Here is a 19,475-nt window from a genome sequence, read left to right on the forward strand (position 1 = left end):
GGCCGGGACGGTCCCGCCCGGTAAACGAGGGAGGAATCCATGATGGTGCAACGGCTCCGTCGCCGCCTGCGCGGCGACGCGGGGATGAACACCGCGGAGTACGCCGTCGGCACGATCGCCGCGGTGGCGTTCGCCGGCCTGCTGCTGAAGGTTCTGACGTCGTCGACCGTGCAGTCGGCGCTGACCGCCATCATCCAGCGGGCGCTGGGCTGAGCGATGACCGTGACGACCGATCGTCGCGGCCGGGGGCCGGCTCCGCAGCCGGCCCCCGCGGTCCGGAGGACGGGTTCGGGGCGTGACCGTGGCTCGGCGACGGCCGAGTTCGCCGTGGCCATGCCAGGTGTCGTACTGCTGCTGTTGGTGGGGCTGACCGCGGTCGCCGCGTTGATCGCCAAGGTGGAGTGCGTGGACGCCGCGCGGGAGGCGGCCCGCGCGGCGGCCCGCGGCGACAACGGCGTTGCCGCTGGTTCGCGTGCCGCGCCGGCACACGCACGCGTGTCGGTGTCGACCGGCGAGTCGATTCGGGCCACCGTGACGGCACCGGTGATCCCGCTGGGGTCGGTGTTGTCGTCGTTGACCGTGTCCGCGTCGGCGGTTGCCGAACCCGAACCCGGGGTCGTGCCATGACCGGCCGGCCCCGCGTACGGGCACCACGTGCGGCTCTCGTCTCAGACGAGGGGTCGGCGACGATCGTGCTGCTCGGTGTCGGGCTGGCGGTGCTGCTCCTGGCCGGCGCCGTCACCTGGGTCGGCGCCGCCGTACTCGCGCGGCATCGCGCGCAGGCGGCAGCCGATCTCGCCGCCCTGTCGGCGGCCCGGCACGCGATCGAGGGCAGCGCGAGCGCCTGTTCGCACGCCGACCGGTTGGCTCGGGCCAACGCCGCCCGGCTGACCCGATGCCACCTCGACGGGCTGAACGCCACGGTCCGCACGGCGGTGGCGCCGATCGCCGCGATCGCGCGGTTCGGTGTGGCGACCGCGGTCGCCAGGGCCGGGCCGGTCCTGATCGACGGCGGTGGCGTCGTCCCGGTCTCCGGGCCGCAGCGTCTCCGGTCGGTCGGGTACGACGGGCCGGTCCGGGTGTCTGAGCGCGGCCGGTCGGACCGAGCGGCCGGGCACGGTGGGTCAGGCCGAGCGGTTCAACGCATCCGGATCCACCCGGCCCAGCAGCGTCTCGCCGCCAAGCCAGCGCCGGACCTCGGCCACGACGAACTCGCCGAACCGGCGAAGCTCCCGGCCGCGCGTGCCAGCCAGATGCGGCGTGACCAGGACGTTTGGCAGATCGAGCAATGGATGCCCGACCGGCAGCGGTTCCGGGTCGGTGACGTCGAGTACGGCATCGATCCGGCCGGTGGCGCAGTGCGCGGCGAGCGCGTCGGTGTCCACCAGCGCGCCCCGGGCGGTGTTGACCAGCACCGCTCCGTCGCGGAGCAACCCGAGCCGCCGCTCGTCGATCATCCGGTACGTCTCGGGCAGCTCCGGCGCGTGCACGGTCACCACATCGGATCGGCCGCACAGAGTGTCCAGGTCCACCGCCGTCGCCCCGAGTTCCTCGGCTTGGCTCGGCGTCAGGAAGGGGTCGTAGACGAGCAGGTCCACGCCGTAGCCGGCGAGCATCCGCAGCACCAACCGGCCGATCTGCGAGGCGCCGACGACACCGACCGTCAGGCCGTAGAGACCGCTGTCCTCGCCGACCGGGTACCCGTGCCGCGAGACCCCAGCGCGATAGTCCGCCGCGTAGCGAAACACCCGCCGAGCGGCCAGCACGATCGACGCCACGGTGAACTCTGCGACTGGCCGCGCGTTGACCGCGACCGCCGACGAGACGGCGACTCCGGCGGCGAACAGTTCCGGGGTGGTCAGCTGCTTGACCGAACCGGCCGCGTGCACGACGAGGCGCAGCTTGGGCGCGGCTGCGAGGACCGTGGCGTCCAGCCGCGGGCTGTCCCAACCGGTCAGCAGAACCTGCGCCGCGGCGAGCGCCGGTGGTGGCGCGGCAGCGGTCGTGAAGACAGAGCCGGGGTCGCAGTCGACGGCATCGGCCAGCCCGGCCATGACCGGGCTCGGAAAGATCTGCCCGACCAGGTCGTCGCGCATCGCCAGCACTGCCACCGGGCGTTCGCTCACGGCCCACCGTCCCTTCTGCCACCGGTACCGAACGGCTCGGCGGCCGGTGTTCTCGTTCATCGGTCCCGGCCGCCCCGGGGTGCGGTTCAGCGGTCCGGGTCGTCAGCCTCGTCCGGCAGCGCACGCAGGACCAGATCGAGCACCCGCAGCGCGCCCGGCTTGTCGAGTGGGTCGTTGCCGTTGCCGCACTTCGGTGACTGTACGCAGGACGGGCAGCCGGCTTCGCAGCCGCACGCCCGGATCGCGTCCCTGGTCGCGCTGAGCCACCGGGCGGCGGCGCCGAACCCACGCTCGGCGAAGCCGGCCCCGCCCGGGTGGCCGTCGTAGACGAACACCGTGGGCAGGCCGGTGTCGGGATGCAACGCGGTGGACAGCCCGCCGATGTCCCACCGGTCACAGGTCGCGGTCAGCGGCAGCAACCCGATCGCCGCGTGTTCGGCGGCGTGCAGCGAGCCGGGCAGGTCGGCCTCGGCCAGCCCGACCGCCGCCAGCGCGTCCGGATCGATCGTGTACCAGACGGCGACCGTCCGCAGCTGGCGCGGCGGCAGGTCGAGCGGTCGCTCGTCGATGAATTCGCCGTTCGGTGTGCGGCGCCGCTGGTACGAGACGACCTGGCTGGTCACGTCCACGACGCCGAGCCGCAGCGTGACGGGCCCCGCCGGTACCGATCGCACGGTGCCCACGACGGTGAGGTCGGTCTGTTCCCGGGCGTGCGTCGTCCAGTCCGGTGTTTCGGGATGCACCAGCGCGACACCGTCGGTCAGGTCCAGCTCGTCGACCACGAAGGAGACACCCTGATGCAGGTAGACGGCACCGGCATGCACCTGGCTGTGCGCGGCGCCGGCGTCGACCGTGCCGAGCAGTCGTCCGGTGCCGGCCCGCACCACCGACACCGGTTCGCCCGAGCCGCCGCGCAGGTTGATCTGCGGTCGACCTCGCTGTGTCCAGTACCAGCCGGTCGGACGCTGGCGCAGCGACCGTACGGCGACCAAGGAGTCCACAGTGGACTGAGCGATCTCGCCACCGAACAGGTCGAGGTCGGCGGCGGTGAGCGGCATCTCGGCGGCCGCGCAGCACAGGTGCGGGCCCAGTACGTAGGGGTTCCCCGGATCCAACACCGTCTGTTCCACCGGCCGGTCGAAGATCGCTTCGGGGTGGTGCAGCAGATAGGTGTCGAGTGGATCGTCCCGACCGACGAGCACGCACAGTGCCTCGTCGACTCCGTTGCGCCCGGCCCGGCCGGCCTGCTGCCACAACGACGCCAGGGTGCCCGGATAGCCGGCGAGCACGACCGCGTCCAGCCCGACCAGGTCGACACCGAGTTCCAGCGCCGTGGTCGCCGCGATGCCGAGCAGCTCACCCGAGCGCACCGCGCGCTCCAGTTCGCGGCGCTCCTCGGCGAGGTAGCCCGCGCGGTACGCGGCGATCCGGTCGGCGAGTTCCGGGACAGCCTCGGCCAGCGCTCGCCGGCCGATCGCGGCGACCAGCTCGGCGCCGCGCCGGGATCGGACGAACGCCATCGTGCGCACCCCGCAGGTCACCAGGTCGGCCAGCAGCGTCGCGGATTCGGTGAGCGCGGAGACCCGGACCGGTGCGCCGTGCTCCCCTTCGGCCGCGTCCGGCGGCAGCAACGGCGGCTCCCACAGCGCCACGGTGCGCGCGGCGCGGGGGGAGAAGTCCTCGGTGACCGCACGCACCGGGATCCCGGTGAGCCGGCCGGCTGCGGTCGCCGGTTCCGCGACGGTGGCGGAGGCCAGTACGAACACCGGCTCGCCGGCGCCGTAGTGCGCGGCCAGCCGGCGCAGCCGGCGCAGTACCTGGGCGACGTGCGAGCCGAACACGCCACGGTACGTGTGACATTCGTCGACCACCACGTACCGCAGCCGGCGCAGGAACGTCGCCCAGCGTCGATGTGCCGGCAGGATGCCCTGGTGCAGCATGTCCGGGTTGGTCAGCACCAGCCGGGCGTGCGCCCGCACCCAGTCCCGCTCGGCCTGTGGCGTGTCGCCGTCGTACCCGGCCGCGGTCAGCGCGGTGAGCTCGCCGGTCAGCAGCCCGTCGAGGGAACGCAGCTGATCGGCGGCGAGGGCCTTGGTCGGCGACAGGTAGAGCGCGGTCGCCCGCGGCTCGGCGAGCAGTCCGGTCAGCACCGGCAGCTGGTAGGCCAGCGACTTCCCGGATGCGGTGCCGGTGGCGATGACCGTGCTGTGCCCGTCGCGTGCCAGCTGCGCCGCCTCGACCTGGTGCCGCCACGGCGCGGCGACGCCCTGCTCGGCGAGTGTCTTGCGCAGCGCCTCCGGCACCCAGTCGGGCCACGGTTCGGTCTGGCCGACCCGGGCGGGCAGATGCCGGATATGCGTCACCGGCCCGGCGCCGTCGGAGGTGGTGTGGCGCCCGGCTGTGAGTCTGGCCAGCAGGTCCCTTGCGTCCACTGGCAGAAACTCTGCCACGCCCGTGCGACCCTCTGGTCCGCGGCCACCGCGTGCCCGGCCACCGCGTGCCCGGCCACCGCGTGCCCGGCACGGGGCTTTCGCGGCGCGGCGAGCGATGGCTGTCGCGGCGCAGGAAATGCCCGGGCGGGGCTGCGGGTGCATGCCGGTGTCGTCCGCGCTCGTGCCGACAACGCGCGCGGCGTCGCCCCTGGTCCGACAGGTGCCGACAGTCCATTCTGTGCGGGCCTCCGGGACCGATCCTGCCCGGCCACCGTGCCCGACGGGTACGGTGCGGGTCGCCACGTCGGTAGAGTGCCGGTGAACGCAGCGGCCGAGCTGGGGGAGGTTCTGCATGGAGCTGTCGTTGCAGACGGGTACCGTGGCCGATCGCACGATTCTGCGGGTTACGGGCGAAATCGACGTCTATACCGCGCCGAGGCTGCGTCAGCGGCTGGTGCAGCTGGTCGAGGACGGCGCCCGGCACTTGGTGGTCGACCTGGGCGGGGTGGAGTTCCTCGACTCGACCGGGCTGGGTGTCCTGGTCGGCGGGTTGAAGCGGATGCGAGCGCTGTCCGGAAGCTTCGCGCTGGTCTGCGATCAGGAGCGGATCCTGAAGATCTTCCGCATCACCGGACTGGACCGGATCTTCACGATCGTGCCGACCGAACAGGACGCCCTGGCGGTGGCGCCAGATCCGGGTGGCGCGGAGGATCGGACGGACGGTGGCCATGCCGTTCCGCCGGCGACCGACAGATAGCGGCGGCCCGCGATGCCCACGGTACGGCTGGAGTTCTCGCCGGCGCCGGCACACGTCCGCACCGCCCGCCTGGTGGCGGTGGCGGTCGCACGGCGCGCCGGTGTCGCCGAGGAGGTGCTCGACGAGGTACGCCTCGCCGTCGGCGAGGCCTGCTCGCGTGCCGTCGCCCTGCACCAGCTGTACCAGTTGAAGGACCTGGTCGAGGTGGAGATGGCCGACGGCGCACGGTTCACCGTGCGGGTCAGCGATCGCGGTCCGGCGGAGACCAGGCCGGAGACCGGTTCGGTGCCGGATCCGGTGGAGCTGGTCGCCGAATCGGACACCCCGTTCCCGGCGCCGTCGGTCGCGGTCGGTATGGGGCTGGCCCTGCTGACCGGGCTGGTCGACGACCTGCAGGTGATCCCCCGCCGGGACGGGACCGGTACCTCGGTCCGGATGTCCTGGCCCGCCGCCTGACCCGACGGCCGGCCCACCGGCCGGCCCGGGGCGGCGATGCGCCGCCGGCGAGTGAACCTGCTCCCTCCGCCGTGCCGGGTGCCGCCACCGCACGACCTACGGCTCCAGGTACTGCCGATCCCCCGCCCCGCCGATCCGGGGCCGCACCGGTCCGGGGCGCCGCGGGACCGGACTCCGTGGTTCTGGGGCCGCACGGCTTCGTGGCCCCGCCGGTCAGGGGCCGCACCGGTCCGGGGCTCCGCGGGTCCAGGGCCCGCCGGTCCGTGCTCCGCTGGCGTGCGGGAAGGGCCGGCTGGGCGTGCCGCCGGCCCGTCGAGCTCGGTGGCCGTACCCCTTTCACGACCCTCGCTGCGGGCGAGGACTTCGCCCGGCGGGCCAAGCACGCCGGGCGGCAACCGGTCGGACCGCCAACGATGATCACGGACAGGGGCTGGTAATGCGGCCGCCCACGTGGTAAGTCCGTAATGCGGTTCGTATTAACACAGTGGCCTGGGACACAGGATGCTGCGGGTCGGGCTTGTGAGTCTCGGCACGATCGGCCCGATACACTCCGCGAGTTGCACCGGACCGACCGACCGGCCGGGCCGGATCACAGACGGTGGTACAGGAGGACGGATGGACACCACTCTCGCCACTGGCGGCGAGACCCTGTCCCTGAACAGCGTGTCCCTGACCGGTTCCAACCTGGTGTACGTGGTGATCGCGGCGGTGATCGCGCTCGTCGCGCTGGGGTTCGCGGCCGGCCTGGTCAAGTTGGTGCTGGCGACCGACCGGGGCACGACGAAGATGCAGGAGATCGCCGGCGCGGTGCAGGAAGGCGCCTCGGCGTATCTCGGCAGGCAGTTCCGCACGCTGGGGATCTTCGTGATCGTCGCGCTGCTGTTGCTGCTGGCGTTGCCGGTCAACGAGGGCGGCTGGGAAGTGCGCATCGGCCGGTCCGCGTTCTTCGTGGTCGGCGCGGTCTTCAGCGCGTTCATCGGCTGGGCTGGGATGTCGCTCGCGACCCGGGCGAACCTGCGGGTGGCGTCCGCCGCGCGCAGCACCCGGGAGGGCGCGATGCAGATCGCCTTCCGTACCGGCGGCGTGGTCGGGTTCATGACGGTCGGCCTCGGCCTGCTGGGCGCCGGCGTGGTCGTGCTGATCTTCCGGGACAAGGCGCCGACCGTACTGGAGGGCTTCGGTTTCGGTGCCGCGCTGCTCGCGATGTTCATGCGGGTCGGTGGCGGCATCTTCACCAAGGCCGCGGACGTCGGTGCCGACCTGGTCGGCAAGGTGGAGCAGGGGATTCCAGAGGACGACCCGCGCAACGCCGCGACGATCGCCGACAACGTCGGCGACAACGTCGGTGACTGCGCCGGGATGGCCGCCGACCTGTTCGAGTCGTACGCGGTCATGCTGGTCGCGGCGCTGATCCTGGGGCGCACCGCGTTCGGCTCCGAGGGCCTGGTCTTCCCGCTGATCGTGCCGGCGATCGGGGTGGTCACCGCGATCATCGGCGTGTTCATCACCCGGCTGCGGCCGTCCGACCGGTCCGGGATGGCGGCGATCAACCGGGCGTTCTTCATTTCGGCGGCCATCTCGGCCGTGTTGTGCGTGGTCGCGGCGCTGGTCTACCTGCCGAGCACGTTCTCCGACCTGCACGGCGTGTCGGCGAGCATCGGTCACCCGAGCCGCAGCCCGCAGCTGATCGCGATCGTCGCGGTCCTGATCGGCATCGTGCTGGCGGCCCTGATCCAGCTGCTCACCGGCTACTTCACGGACACCATCCGGCGGCCGGTGAAGGACGTGGCGAAGACGTCGCTGACCGGCCCGGCCACCGTGGTCCTGTCCGGCGTCAGCCTCGGCTTCGAGTCGGCGGTGTACTCGGCGATCCTGATCGCCGCCGCGGTGTACGGCGCGTTCCTGCTCGGCGGCGGCTCGATCGTGCTGTCGCTGTTCGCGGTGGCGCTCGCCGGTACGGGGCTGCTGACCACGGTCGGCGTCATCGTGGCGATGGACACCTTCGGCCCGATCTCGGACAACGCGCAGGGCATCGCGGAGATGTCCGGCGAGGTCGAGGGCGAGGGTGCGCAGATCCTCACCGAGCTGGACGCGGTCGGCAACACGACGAAGGCGATCACCAAGGGCATCGCGATCGCGACCGCGGTGCTCGCCGCGACCGCGCTGTTCGGTTCCTTCACCGACACCGTGACCAGCGCGGCGAAGGACAGCATGCAGGGGCTCGGCGCGCTGGACATCCAGCAGTACACCGGGATCCTCAACGTCGGCAACCCGTCGAACCTGGTCGGGTTGATCATCGGCGCGTCGGTGGTGTTCCTGTTCAGCATGCTGGCGATCAACGCGGTGTCCCGGTCCGCCGGCGCCGTGGTGTTCGAGGTGCGGCGGCAGTTCCGGGAGTTCCCGGGGATCATGGACGGCTCGCAGCGCCCGGAGTACGGCAAGGTCGTCGACATCTGCACCCGGGATGCGCAGCGTGAGCTCATCACGCCCGGCATCCTGGCCGTGTTCGCGCCGATCGTGGTCGGCTTCGGGCTCGGCGTCGGCGCTCTCGGCGCGTACCTGGCGGGCGCGATCGCGACCGGCATCCTGATGGCGATCTTCCTGGCGAACTCGGGCGGTGCCTGGGACAACGCGAAGAAGCTCGTCGAGGACGGGGTGCACGGCGGCAAGGGCTCCGAGGCGCACGAGGCGACGATCATCGGAGACACCATCGGTGACCCGTTCAAGGACACCGCCGGTCCGGCGATCAACCCGCTGATCAAGGTGATGAACCTGGTCTCGCTGCTGATCGCGCCGGCCGTGGTGATGTTCTCCATCGGCACGTCGAAGAACACCGGCGTGCGGATCGCGATCGCGCTGGTGGCGCTGGCGATCATCGTCGCGGCGCTGGTCGTCGCCAAGCGGCGGCCGATCGCCGTCGGTGAGGAGAACGGCGCGGAGAAGGAGGCGGCGCAGGCCTCGGCCTGACGCCGCTTCGCGCGCGGCAGTCCAAACGGCGGCCACGCGTGCGGTGGCCGCCGCGGGCGTCACCGCGCGGGGTTGTGCGGAGCCCCCGTGGACCGGATACCGTTCCGGGCCATGGGGGCTCTCGCACGTACGGCGGTGCCGGCGCTGGCCGCGCTGGTGCTGCTCGCCGGCTGCGGTTCCGACGGCGTACCGGCGAAGACCTGGGCGACCCACGTCTGCCGGGCGCTGAAGCCCTGGACCAGCACGGTGAGCAAGCTGACCCGGCAGACGCAGCAGGAGATGCAGCAGGTCACGACGCCGGACGCGGCGAAGGTGACGCTGTTGAACCTGCTCGACTCGGAGGCGAAGGCCACCGACAAGGCGCGGGACCGGCTGCTCGCCGCCGGGGTGCCGGACGTGGACGACGGGAAGAGGATCGCGGCCGAGTTCACCGCGGCGCTGACCTCGGCGCGTGACTCGTACCGCACCGCCCGGGACGCGGTCCGCAAGCTGTCGACGACCAACTCGAAGGCGTTCTACGATGGCGTGTCCAGCGCGATCGACAAGCTGAACACGCAGTACGACGCGGGTGCGCTGGACACCTCCAAGGTGCACTCCGAGCCGCTGCAGCGGGCGTTCGACGAGGTACCGGAGTGCCAGTGAGCGCCGCGTCGGACGCCGAGCCGCAGCCGGCGAGCGCTCCGCGGCCGGCCACCAAGTCCCAGCCAGCCGCCAAGCCACCGCCGGCCATCAGGTCGCGGTCGGCCAAATCGCCGCCGGCCGCCAAATCGCCGCCGGACAGTGCTCCTCGGCCGGCCAGTGCCTCGCCGCCGGCGGGTGACCTGCCGCCGGACGCCGGGCCGCAGCCCGCCATCGAACCGCTGTTCGCGCTGCCGGCGCCCCAGCCGCCGGCGGAGCGGGTGCCGCAGCCCCGCCGTCGCCGCGGCGCTCCGCCGCAGGCGTCCCTGTTCTCCGCGGTACTGGCCGAGCCGCGGCCCGCCGACGTGGCCGGGGTGCTGGCCGCCGGTGGCCAGGTGGTCCGGATGGGCGGCACCGCGCGGGTCTCGGTGGTGGTGGCGCAGGAGTGGCGGGTGGCGGCGCTGCTGGCCGCGTTCGACGAGCGGGGCCTGGCCGGTAGCCGGGTGCCCACGGTGGACGACCACGTCGGCGTGCGTACCGCGTTCTGCGCGGTGCTCGCCCCGGTCGCGGCAGGCTGGCTGCACGGCACGGTGACCCGGCCGCCGGCCGACTTCCGGACGGACGGGCTGGCGCTGCGGCTGTGGGCGATCGCCGGCGGTCGCCGCGACAGTCTGGGCTACCTGCTGTCGCTGCCGGCGGCAGAGACGGCCTGGCAGCCGCTGCGGCTGGCGTTGCGGGTGGCGGGTTTCGACGCCGAGTTGCTGACCAGCGGACCGAGCCTGCGGGTGGTCGGCCGCGCGCAGCTGGCCACGCTGGCCGACGTGCTCGGCCCGGCCCCGGCCGGCGCGGACGACCACGCCTGGCCCGCCTGAACCCCTGCCCTCGTAGCGTGCGCTGGCCGACGTCCTGCTCGGCTGGGAGCGTGCGCTGACCGAGGTCCTGGTCGGCCCGGGAGCCCGCCGGCCGGCGGGCGGGGCGCGAGGTGCCGCGGGACGCTACGCTCGACTGCGTTGTATGGCGCCGAATGTCGGGAGATGCATTGGCTGTCCGGCTCGACCATCCGGTGTGCCGGGTGCTGCGCGAGCGGCGGGCGCGCGGCGACCGGTCCGACGGGTACAAGGTGGGGTTGGCCGTGCAGGGCGGTGGGATGCGTGGGGTGCTGTCCGGCGCGATGCTCACCGCGCTGGAGGACCTCGGTTTCGGTGCCGTGTTCGACGGGGTGTACGGCGCCTCGTCCGGCGCGCTGAACGGGGCCTACTTCCTGGCCGGCGGGTCGTGGCGGAACCTCGCCGCCTACTACGACGACCTGGTCTCGGCGGAGTTCCTGTCGGTGCGGCGCTGGCGGACCGGGATGATGAGCCTGGACTACGCGCTCGGCGAGGTGCTGTGCCGGCGCAAGCCGCTGGACTTCGCCGCGGTGCTCGGTTCGGCCACCCCGCTGCACGTCGCGATCACCCGGCTGGACCCGCCCGCTACCGAGCTGCGGCACGGGTTCGGTGACGCCGCGGAGCTGGTCGCGGCGCTGCGGGCGAGCTCGTGGCTGCCGGTGGTGTCGCGCGGCGTGGCCGACTGTTCCGGGCCGGCGATCGACGGCGCGATGCTGACGATCCACCCGTACCGGCTGGCGGTGGGGGACGGCTGCACGCACGTGCTGTCGCTGAGCAGCCGCCGCCCCGGCCCGGTGCCGGGGCCGTACTCGCCGGTCGAGCTGGCGGTGACGGCGGCGCTGGCCGCGCTGGACCGGCGGCTGGTCCGGCCGCGTTGCCGCGCCGTGCGGGAGTACCGGCGGGACCGGGCGATGGTGGCGGCGGCCGGGGCCGGGCCGCCCTACGTGCTGGATGTGCTGCCGCCGCAGGGGGTGGCGTCGTTCGAGCGCCGCCCCGGCGCGCTGCTCGCCGCCGCCCGGCAGGCGTACGAGCAGGCGTACCGGGTGCTGTCCGGTTACCGCGGCGAGGGCTTCGCGACGGTGCCGAGGTTCGTTCCGGTAGGGGAGGTGGCGGATGCCGAGGCTGCTGAAGGTCGATCTGGTGGTGCTGCTCGGGAAGCTTCCTGACGACCGGCTCTCGCTGCCCGGTTGGGGCAGTGCGTCGGTCGCGACGTGGCGTGCGCTGCTGCGGTCGGTGCCGACCGATCGGCGCGCGTTCGAGTCGCGGTACGAGAAGGACTGGGACGACACGATCGCCCGGCTCGCCGCGCACTGCCGGCAACCGCACCCGCTGCGGCACGACAAGCTGTACGGCCGGCTCTCGGTGTTGCTGCTGACCATGCTGGCGCTGGACCACTCGCAGCGCTACCGGTCGTACCGGGGTGGTCGGCCCGATGCACCGGGCGGCGGCGCCACCGGCCTCGGGCACGACTGCGAGCTGTTGTGCCGGCCGCTGCTGGCCCAGCCACCAGTGCGCGCCGCGCTGCTGGAGCTGTACGAGCCGGCGAACGATCCGGCCGCGGCGCGGGAGTGGGCCGCGATCGACCCGGCGACGCTCGGCTTCCACCGGCACGGTACGACGTCGTTCATCGTCAGCGGCGCCCGGCGTGCGGTCAGCCAGGGTGCCCGGCGCCGGTTCGCGCTCAAGTGCCTGATCCTGCCGTACCTGGAGATCCCGACGATCGAGCGCGCCACCCGCGGCTACCTGGCCAGCTACCAGCGGGACGAGGAGGGTCTGCGGCATCTGGCCCGGCTGTGGGCGTCCAGCGACAGCTGGGTGCTGATGGACTTCGTGCCGGGCCGCACGCTGGCGGAGCGGCTGGCCGACGAGCCGGCGCCGCGGCCGGGTGACCCGCTCCGGCTCGACCTGCTGGAGCGCTACGGCGCGGCGCTGTTCGAGGCGCTGCGGGAGCTGGACCGGGTCGGGCTGACCCACCAGGACCTGTCGCCGTCGAACATCATCGTGGCGGAGTCGGAGGCGGACGCCGGTACCGGCCGGGTGACGATGACGCTGCTCGATCTCGGCGCGAACTACCTCTACGCGCAGGCGTTGCCCGGCGACGCCGCCCCGGATCTGCCGTTCGTCGCGCCGGAGGTGCGGCGGGACGGCAGCGGTTCCCGCGCCGACCTGTACTCGCTGGGGCAGCTGCTGGTGCTGCTCGGCACCGGCGCGCCGGCGGACCGGGGCATCGTGCCGGACGATTTCTACGCCGAGACGCCGCTGATGGCGCGGTTCCTGGAGGACCTGCTGGACGCGGATCCGGCCCGCCGGCTGCTGCTGTTCCGCCCGGAGCCGGACAGCTCGCTGTACGGGCAGCTCGGCCGCTGGTTCGCCGAGGAGCTGACGGCGCTGCGCGCCGCGTACACCGAGCGGGTCCGGCCGGCCCGCGCGGACGTGCGGGACAACCTGCTCGGGCTGTTCCATCCGTTCTCCGGCGCGCCGCGGCGGCAGCGGCGGTTGCTCGCGGTCCGGCGGGCCCAGCGCAGTTACGCCGAGCACCGGAAGAACATGCGGCTGCGCTGGCTGCTCGGCTGGTCGCTGCTGTCGGCGACGCTGTCCTACCTGGGTGGCCTGCTCGTCCTCACCTACCTGCTGCGCGAGCTGGGCCTGGATTTCGGCGGGCCGGCGCTGTCGGTGGCCCAGCGCGTCACCGGTACCGGGCCCGACGGCATCCCGTTCCTCGACCGGCTCCGGGCGGCCGACTACCCGGTGCCCGATCCGCGGCACAACCTGCTGATTCTCGCCGTCGGGTTCACCTTCGTACTGGTCTGCGCGAAGTACTACCAGGGGTTGTTCGCGGGGCTGACGCCGCTGGTCACCGGGCGCCACGCGGGTCGGCTGTCGGTGCTCGCGGTGGTCGCGGAGGTGGCGATGCGGGCCACGGTGGTGGCCTCGCCGGTGGCGATCGCGCTGCCGGTGGTGGTGGAGCGGCGCTGGTGGCTGATCTGCGTGGCGTCCGGCATGACGCTGGTCCTGTTCTGCAACGCCGCGATCTCCGGGTACGCGCGTGCCGTGTTGCGGCGGGCCCGGGCGGCGGAGCTGTCCACGGTGCCGGTCACGGTGCCGGGGGTGCAGCGCTACACCTCGTGGCTGGCCGGCAACGTGCTCTATGCGTTCGTGCTGTGGCTGCTCGCCCCGCTGCTCTATTACGGGGTATTGCAGGACACGCCGGTCTACCTGGTGGCGGTGATCATCGCGAACGTGCCGCAGATGTACCTGATCAAGTGCGGGATCGAGGCGGTCGGCATCCGGGTGGGCCTGGGCCGGGCGTGTCTCGCGGCGGAGCGGCTGGCGACTATTCCCGTGCCGGAGCCGGCACCTCGGCCGGCCGATCATCCCGTTTCACCGGGTATGTCGGTACCGACCGATGCGGTCGCAGCCAACTGACGCGGTATGCCCTGTTCGAGAGGTATGTCGGCGCCTGCGTGTCCTGCGCAACCCGGTGGCGAGCGGCGCGTTACGTTTGACAACCTCTGGGCACACCGGCTAGCACCGCTGTGTCATTCTGTCCCACTGGCGGCGCAACGTCGCCGGCGCGTCACCTGATGAGTTGACTGGAGTACCGTGCCGCGATCCGAGAGCAGCAACCGGCTGGTCATCGTCGAGTCCCCGGCGAAGGCCAAGACCATCTCGGGCTACCTGGGCCCGGGGTGGGTCGTGGAGGCGAGTCGTGGCCACATCCGCGACCTGCCCAGCGGCGCCAAGGAGGTGCCCGAGAAGTACAAGGGCACGCCGATGGCGAGGCTCGGCGTCGACCCGGAGCACGACTTCGCACCGCTCTACGTCGTCTCGCCGGACCGCAAGGCGCAGGTGACCCGGCTCAAGGGCCTGCTGAAGGACGCCGACGAGCTCTTCCTCGCCACCGATGAGGACCGCGAGGGCGAGGCGATCGCCTGGCACCTGGAACAGCTGCTCAAGCCGAAGGTGCCGGTGCACCGGATGGTCTTCCACGAGATCACCCGGCCGGCGATCCAGGCGGCGGTGGCCAACCCGCGCACGATCAACCAGAACCTGGTCGACGCGTACGAGGCGCGCCGGGTGCTGGACCGGCTGTACGGGTACGAGGTCAGCCCGGTGCTGTGGAAGAAGATCATGCCGAAGCTGTCGGCCGGCCGGGTGCAGTCGGTGGCGACGCGCATCGTGGTCGAGCGCGAGCGGCAGCGGATGGCGTTCCACTCGGCCGACTACTGGGACATCCAGGCCACCCTCGCGGTGGCGGCGGCCGACGTGAAGGACGGCCCGCGCACCTTCGGCGGGACGCTGATCGCGCTGGATGGTGACCGGGTCGCGACCGGCCGCGACTTCGACCCGGCGACCGGCCGGGTGCGGCCCAACTCGGGTGCGATCCCGCTGGACGAGGAGGGTGCGCGCGGGCTCGCGGCCCGGCTCGACGGCCGCGACTTCACCGTCACCAGGGTCGAGGAGAAGCCGTACCGGCGCCGGCCGTACGCGCCGTTCATGACCTCGACGCTGCAGCAGGAGGCGTCCCGCAAGCTGCGCTTCTCGTCCGAGACCACGATGCGGGTGGCGCAGCGGCTGTACGAGAACGGCTACATCACCTACATGCGGACCGACTCGACGACGCTGTCGGACACCGCGCTGTCGGCGGCCCGGTCGCAGGTCGCCGAGCTGTACGGCAGCCGGTACGTGCCGGCCGAACCCCGGCAGTACACCCGCAAGGTGAAGAACGCGCAGGAGGCGCACGAGGCGATCCGCCCGGCCGGCGAGCACTTCCGCACCCCGGGTTCGCTGGCCAACGAGCTGTCCCCGGACGAGTTCCGGCTGTACGAGCTGATCTGGCGGCGCACCATCGCCTCGCAGATGATCGACGCGGTGGGCAACTCGGTGTCGGTGCGGATCAACGCAGTGTCCACCACCGGCGAGTCGGCCGACTTCGCGGCGTCCGGCAAGACGATCACCGAGCCGGGCTTCCTGCGGGCGTACGTCGAATCGACCGACGACGAGAACGCCGAGGCCGAGGACGCCGAGCGCCGGCTGCCCAACCTGGTCCGTGACCAGCCGTTGACCGCCGACGCGCTGGAGCCGACCGGGCACACCACCCAGCCGCCGGCGCGGTACACGGAGGCGTCGCTGGTCAAGGCGCTGGAGGAGCTCGGCATCGGCCGCCCCTCCACCTACACCTCGATCATGCAGACGATCCAGCGCCGCGGGTACGTGTTCAAGCGCGGGCAGGCGCTGATCCCGTCGTTCGTGGCGTTCGCGGTGGTGCAGCTGCTGGAAAGCTACTTCCCGCGGCTGGTCGACTACGACTTCACCGCCGGGCTGGAGAACGACCTGGACGAGATCACCGACGGCCGGGTGCAGACGCTCGGGTTCCTGCGCTCGTTCTACTTCGGTGACGACGCCGCGGAGGCGGGTTCGGTGGCCCGCTCCGGCGGGTTGAAGCGGCTGGTCACCGAGCAGCTGTCGGAGATCGACGCGCGCGGGATCAACTCGATCCCGCTGTTCACCGACGACGAGGGCCGCAAGGTCGTCGTCCGGGTCGGGCGGTACGGGCCGTACCTGGAGCGGCGGACTCCGGGTGACGAGGACACCGAGCCGGACCCGGACGCGCCGCGCCGCAACGTGTCCGTCCCGGACGACGTGGTGCCCGACGAGCTGACTCCGGCGAAGGTCGAGGAGCTGTTCAAGAGCAACTCCGGCGCCCGCGAGCTGGGCACCGACCCGGCGACCGGCGAGGTGGTGACGCTCAAGTCGGGCCGGTTCGGACCGTACGTGACGTCCGGCGAGAAGTCCTCCTCGCTGTTCTCGTCGCACTCGATGGACACGCTGACGCTGGACGACGCCTTGAAGCTGCTGTCGCTGCCGCGCACCGTCGGTACCGCGCCGGACGGTGAACCGGTGACCGCGCAGAACGGCCGGTACGGGCCGTACATCCGGAAGGGCACCGACTCGCGGTCGCTGGAGTCCGAGGAGCAGATCTTCACGGTCACCCTGGAGGAGGCCGAGAAGCTGTTCGCGGAGCCGAAGCGGCGGGGCCGGCGGGCGGCGCCGAAGGAGCCGCTGCGTACCCTCGGTGACGATCCGGCGACCGGTAAGCCGATCGTGGTGAAGGACGGCCGGTTCGGGCTGTACGTCACCGACGGCGAGACGAACCGCACCCTGCCGCGTACCGAGACCGCCGAGTCGATCACGCTGGACCGGGCGGCCGAACTGCTGGCGGACAAGCGTGCCCAGGGCCCGGCCCCGCGCAAGAAGGCGGCCAAGAAGACCGCGGCCAAGAAGACCGCGGCCAAGAAGACCGCTGCGAAGAAGACGGCGGCCAAGAAGACCGCCGCGAAGAAGACGGCCGCCAAGAAGACCGCCGCCAAGAAGACCGCGGCGAAGGCCACCGCGAAGAAGGCGCCGGCCAAGAAGGCGGCCCCGAAGAAGTCCACCTCGGACGACTGACGCCGGTGGCCGACCGCGGCTACCCGACAGGGTTGATCGTGGTGTTGTCTGGATGGCAAGCCTTTGCCCGTGCAGATGACGCCATGATCAACCAGGCTGCGGCGAGGCTCAGTCCAGGGCGATGACCACCTTGCCGAAGGGGCTGGCCGACTCGTAGTAGCGGTACGCCTCGGGGGCGTCGTCGAAGCCGAACACCCGGTCGATCACCGGTCGCAGCTCGCGAGCGCCGATCGCGCGGTTCATCTCGAGGAACTGGGCCCGGCTGCCGACCGCCAGCGCCCGCACGGTGGCGGCGGACGCGAACAGCAGCCGTGGATCCAGCGGGACCGGCGCGCCGCCGACGAAGCCGACGCACGCGACGTGTCCCTCGATCGCCACCGCGCGCAGCGACCGGTCCAGGGTGCCGACCACGTCGATGATCCGGTCGGCGCCGCGACCGGCGGTCAGCTCCCGTACCGGTCCGTCCCAGTCGGGCGTGTCCCGGCGATCGACGACCTCGTCGGCGCCGAGCGCGCGCAGCCGCGCCGCCTTGGCCGGGTCGCCGGTGGTGGCGATGACCCGGGCGCCGAGCAACCGGGCGAACTGGATGGCGAACAGCGACACCCCGCCGGATCCGAGCGTGACGACCGTGTCCCCGGCCCGCACCCCGCGGCCGTCGCCGGTGAGCGCGTTCCAGGCGGTGACCGCGGCGCACGGCAGCGTTGCCGCCTCCCGGTACGACAGGTGGGCCGGGATCGGCACCAGCGCCGTTTCCGGCAGGACGGCGAACTCGGTGAGCAGGCCGTCCAGCGAGCCGCCGAGCTGGGGCAGATGCTGCGCGCCGAACGGGCCGTGCTGCCAGGTCGGGAACAGCGTGGCGGTGACCCGGTCGCCGGCGGCGACGGTGCCGACGCCCGGCCCGGTGGCGACGACCTCGCCGGCACCGTCGGAGACCGGTACCACGTCGGGTCGGACCGGCAGCACGTAGCTGCCGCGCAGGACCAGCAGTTCCCGGAAGCTCAGCGACACCGCGCGCACCGCCACGAGCACCTCTCCGGGGCCCGGCACGGGCATCGGATGTTCGCGTACCGCCAGGCTGGCGATGCCGCCGCCGCTGCGGGCGTGGTAGCTGCGGATGGTTCGGGCCGGTGCGGCGGGTTCGGATGCTGGCCGCTGGATGCTGTCGAGCCGTGACACGGTGTCCCCTCGGTCGAGCTTAGATAGAACAGTCGGTCTACTCGGAATATATAGACCAGTTGTTCTACCGGTCAAGGTGTGCGACGCTCGACCGGTGAAGGCACGACAGGATTCCGGGCCCCGCGAGCGGCTGCTCACCGCGGCACAGCGCCTGACGTACGAGCATGGCCCGACGGTCGGTGTCGACGCGCTGCTCACCGAGGCGAACGTGGCACGCCGCTCGCTGTACGAGCACTTCGGTGGCAAGGACGGCCTGATCGCCGAGATGCTGCGGCGCAGCGCGGACGAGGACATCCAGCGTTACCGTGCGGTGCTGGACGGGGCCGGCGACGATCCGCGGGCCCGGCTGCTCGCCGTGTTCGACGAGTTGGACGCGATCGTGACCCGGCCCGGCTTTCGTGGCTGCCGCTACCTGGGTGCCGATCTCGCGCTGCCGGCCGAGGCGCATCCCGCGCACGCAGTCACCGGCGACTACCGGGAGCGCATCCACGCGCTGCTCGAGCACGAGCTGGTCCGGCTGCGCCACCCGGACCCCGGGGCCGCCGCGGACCAACTGCAACTCCTGATCGAGGGCACGCTCGCCACCGGAGCCGCCCGGCCCGGCACGCACCCCGGCCGGATCGCCCGCCAGCTCGCCGAACGGATCCTCGACTGAACCCGGCCAATCAGTCCACTGTGGACAGCGACGCGGTGGTCCCCGGTGGACGAGCCGCCGATGAGTGGACGCCGGTTCGGGCTGCGGAGTCGGGCGGGGTTGGTCATGGTGCTGTCTGGGGGGAGAGCGCTTGCCCGTTCGGGCAACGCCATGATCAACGGGGCGGAGGCGGCGCGGCGGACGCGGTAGCGTGCGGCATGGCGATTCCGGCGACGGTGGTCGGCTCCGGGCCGACGAAGGTTCTCGCACTGCACGGCTGGTTCGGCTCCGCCCGCGGTTGGGGCTGGCTGCCCGAACTCATCGACCAGGACTCCTACAGCTACGCGTTCGTCGACTACCGCGGCTACGGGCGGCGGCGGGACGAGCCGGGCGAGTACTCGATGGCCGAGATCAGCGCCGACGCGCGCGCCCTGGCCGACGAGCTGGGCTGGGACTGCTACGCGCTGCTCGGGCACTCGATGGGCGGCAAGGCGATGCTCCAGGTGTACGCGGACGCGCCGGAGCGGGTGACCGCGATGGCCGGCGTCAGCCCGGTGCCGGCCTCGGCTGTGCCGTTCGACGACGAGAGCTGGGCACTGTTCGACGGCGCCGCGCAGCGGGACGAGAACCGGTACGCCATCGTCGATCTGACCACCGGCGGCCGGCACTCGAAGACCTGGCTGGACCAGATGGTGCGGCACTCGGTGGACAACTCGACCCGGGCGGCGTTCGGTGCCTACCTGCGGCCGTGGGCGAAGGGCGACTTCGCCGCGCAGGTGCCGGCGCCGACGGTGCCGATGACGGTGATCGCCGGGGAGCACGACGCCGCGCTCGGCCCGGACGCGATGCGCGGTACCTGGCTCGCCCAGTTCCCGTCGTGCATCCTGGAGACGTTCCCGAACGCCGGCCACTACGCGATGTACGAGACCCCGGTCGCCCTCGCCACCACCCTGGAGAAGGCCCTGGGTTGAG

At 72.5% G+C, this 19,475-nt stretch carries 15 protein-coding genes and 1 pseudogene; 13 read left to right on the forward strand and 3 right to left on the reverse strand.

All coding sequences use genetic code 11. The annotated features are described in order from the left end of the window. The first annotated feature begins 39 nt into the window (after positions 1-39). From Athai_RS01085 to Athai_RS35160, 3 genes and pseudogenes are all read left to right on the forward strand, one after another. Positions 40-213, forward strand: coding sequence for a DUF4244 domain-containing protein (locus Athai_RS01085; protein WP_203959728.1), 174 nt, complete (start codon positions 40-42; stop codon positions 211-213). A gap of 3 nt (positions 214-216) precedes the next feature. Further along, entirely contained in the window at positions 217-627 is a 411-nt protein-coding gene (locus Athai_RS01090; protein WP_203959729.1) for a TadE family type IV pilus minor pilin, read from the forward strand. Then, a pseudogene (locus Athai_RS35160) lies at positions 624-986 on the forward strand (Rv3654c family TadE-like protein); the annotation flags it as partial. The gene Athai_RS01090 and the pseudogene Athai_RS35160, both read left to right, overlap by 4 nt. Positions 987-1,124: 138 nt before the next feature. Here Athai_RS35160 and Athai_RS01100 read toward each other — a convergent pair. After that, on the reverse strand, positions 1,125-2,126 hold the full coding sequence (locus Athai_RS01100) for a hydroxyacid dehydrogenase (RefSeq protein WP_239156633.1): 1,002 nt from the start codon (positions 2,124-2,126) through the stop codon (positions 1,125-1,127). Positions 2,127-2,212: 86 nt separating this feature from the next. Further along, positions 2,213-4,720, reverse strand: coding sequence for a DEAD/DEAH box helicase (locus Athai_RS01105; RefSeq protein ID WP_203959730.1), 2,508 nt, complete (start codon positions 4,718-4,720; stop codon positions 2,213-2,215). Between the two features lie 190 nt (positions 4,721-4,910). Here Athai_RS01105 and Athai_RS01110 point away from each other — a divergent pair, with 190 nt between their 5' ends. The 8 genes from Athai_RS01110 (at position 4,911) to topA (ending at position 16,693) form a co-directional block, all read left to right on the forward strand. Next, complete coding sequence (locus Athai_RS01110; RefSeq protein ID WP_203959731.1) at positions 4,911-5,315, forward strand: STAS domain-containing protein; 405 nt, start codon at positions 4,911-4,913, stop codon at positions 5,313-5,315. A 12-nt stretch (positions 5,316-5,327) separates the two neighbouring features. Continuing rightward, a complete protein-coding gene (locus Athai_RS01115) occupies positions 5,328-5,771 on the forward strand; it encodes an ATP-binding protein (protein WP_203959732.1) in 444 nt (147 codons plus the stop codon). Positions 5,772-6,386: 615 nt separating this feature from the next. Continuing rightward, positions 6,387-8,738 (forward strand): sodium-translocating pyrophosphatase, encoded by a 2,352-nt coding sequence (locus Athai_RS01120; protein ID WP_203959733.1) that lies wholly within the window; start codon positions 6,387-6,389, stop codon positions 8,736-8,738. Between the two features lie 111 nt (positions 8,739-8,849). Beyond that, positions 8,850-9,380: a hypothetical protein gene (locus Athai_RS01125; RefSeq protein ID WP_203959734.1), complete on the forward strand. Its 531-nt coding sequence runs from the start codon at positions 8,850-8,852 to the stop codon at positions 9,378-9,380. Between the two features lie 257 nt (positions 9,381-9,637). Next, positions 9,638-10,228 (forward strand): hypothetical protein, encoded by a 591-nt coding sequence (locus Athai_RS01130; protein ID WP_239156635.1) that lies wholly within the window; start codon positions 9,638-9,640, stop codon positions 10,226-10,228. 167 nt (positions 10,229-10,395) lie between these two features. Next, positions 10,396-11,409 (forward strand): patatin-like phospholipase family protein, encoded by a 1,014-nt coding sequence (locus Athai_RS34660; protein WP_203959735.1) that lies wholly within the window; start codon positions 10,396-10,398, stop codon positions 11,407-11,409. Next, positions 11,357-13,669, forward strand: a complete 2,313-nt coding sequence (locus Athai_RS01140; RefSeq protein ID WP_203959736.1) for a protein kinase family protein — start codon at positions 11,357-11,359, stop codon at positions 13,667-13,669. The genes Athai_RS34660 and Athai_RS01140 overlap by 53 nt, the downstream gene beginning before the upstream one ends. 177 nt (positions 13,670-13,846) lie before the next feature. Next, on the forward strand, positions 13,847-16,693 hold the full coding sequence (gene topA / locus Athai_RS01145; protein ID WP_203959737.1) for a type I DNA topoisomerase: 2,847 nt from the start codon (positions 13,847-13,849) through the stop codon (positions 16,691-16,693). Positions 16,694-16,801: 108 nt separating this feature from the next. Here topA and Athai_RS01150 read toward each other — a convergent pair whose 3' ends face one another. After that, positions 16,802-17,869, reverse strand: coding sequence for a zinc-dependent alcohol dehydrogenase family protein (locus Athai_RS01150; RefSeq protein WP_239156636.1), 1,068 nt, complete (start codon positions 17,867-17,869; stop codon positions 16,802-16,804). Between the two features lie 94 nt (positions 17,870-17,963). On the opposite strand from Athai_RS01150, the gene Athai_RS01155 reads away from it, so the two are divergent. Together Athai_RS01155 and Athai_RS01160 are read left to right on the forward strand one after the other, a co-directional pair. Next, on the forward strand, positions 17,964-18,524 hold the full coding sequence (locus Athai_RS01155; RefSeq protein ID WP_239156637.1) for a TetR/AcrR family transcriptional regulator: 561 nt from the start codon (positions 17,964-17,966) through the stop codon (positions 18,522-18,524). A gap of 197 nt (positions 18,525-18,721) precedes the next feature. Beyond that, on the forward strand, positions 18,722-19,474 hold the full coding sequence (locus Athai_RS01160) for an alpha/beta fold hydrolase (RefSeq protein WP_203959739.1): 753 nt from the start codon (positions 18,722-18,724) through the stop codon (positions 19,472-19,474). The last annotated feature ends 1 nt before the right edge of the window (position 19,475 follow it).

Origin of the sequence: Actinocatenispora thailandica (assembly GCF_016865425.1) — a bacterium.
Classification (GTDB): domain Bacteria; phylum Actinomycetota; class Actinomycetes; order Mycobacteriales; family Micromonosporaceae; genus Actinocatenispora; species Actinocatenispora thailandica.

Coding starts and splice junctions, on each gene's coding strand:
- Athai_RS01140 (WP_203959736.1), top strand. CDS start 11,357: ATGCCGAGGCTGCTGAAGGTCGATCTGGTGGTGCTGCTCGGGAAGCTT.
- Athai_RS01120 (WP_203959733.1), top strand. CDS start 6,387: ATGGACACCACTCTCGCCACTGGCGGCGAGACCCTGTCCCTGAACAGC.
- Athai_RS01110 (WP_203959731.1), top strand. CDS start 4,911: ATGGAGCTGTCGTTGCAGACGGGTACCGTGGCCGATCGCACGATTCTG.
- Athai_RS01105 (WP_203959730.1), bottom strand. CDS start 4,720: ATGCACCCGCAGCCCCGCCCGGGCATTTCCTGCGCCGCGACAGCCATC.
- Athai_RS01115 (WP_203959732.1), top strand. CDS start 5,328: ATGCCCACGGTACGGCTGGAGTTCTCGCCGGCGCCGGCACACGTCCGC.
- Athai_RS01090 (WP_203959729.1), top strand. CDS start 217: ATGACCGTGACGACCGATCGTCGCGGCCGGGGGCCGGCTCCGCAGCCG.
- Athai_RS01085 (WP_203959728.1), top strand. CDS start 40: ATGATGGTGCAACGGCTCCGTCGCCGCCTGCGCGGCGACGCGGGGATG.
- Athai_RS01125 (WP_203959734.1), top strand. CDS start 8,850: ATGGGGGCTCTCGCACGTACGGCGGTGCCGGCGCTGGCCGCGCTGGTG.
- Athai_RS01160 (WP_203959739.1), top strand. CDS start 18,722: ATGGCGATTCCGGCGACGGTGGTCGGCTCCGGGCCGACGAAGGTTCTC.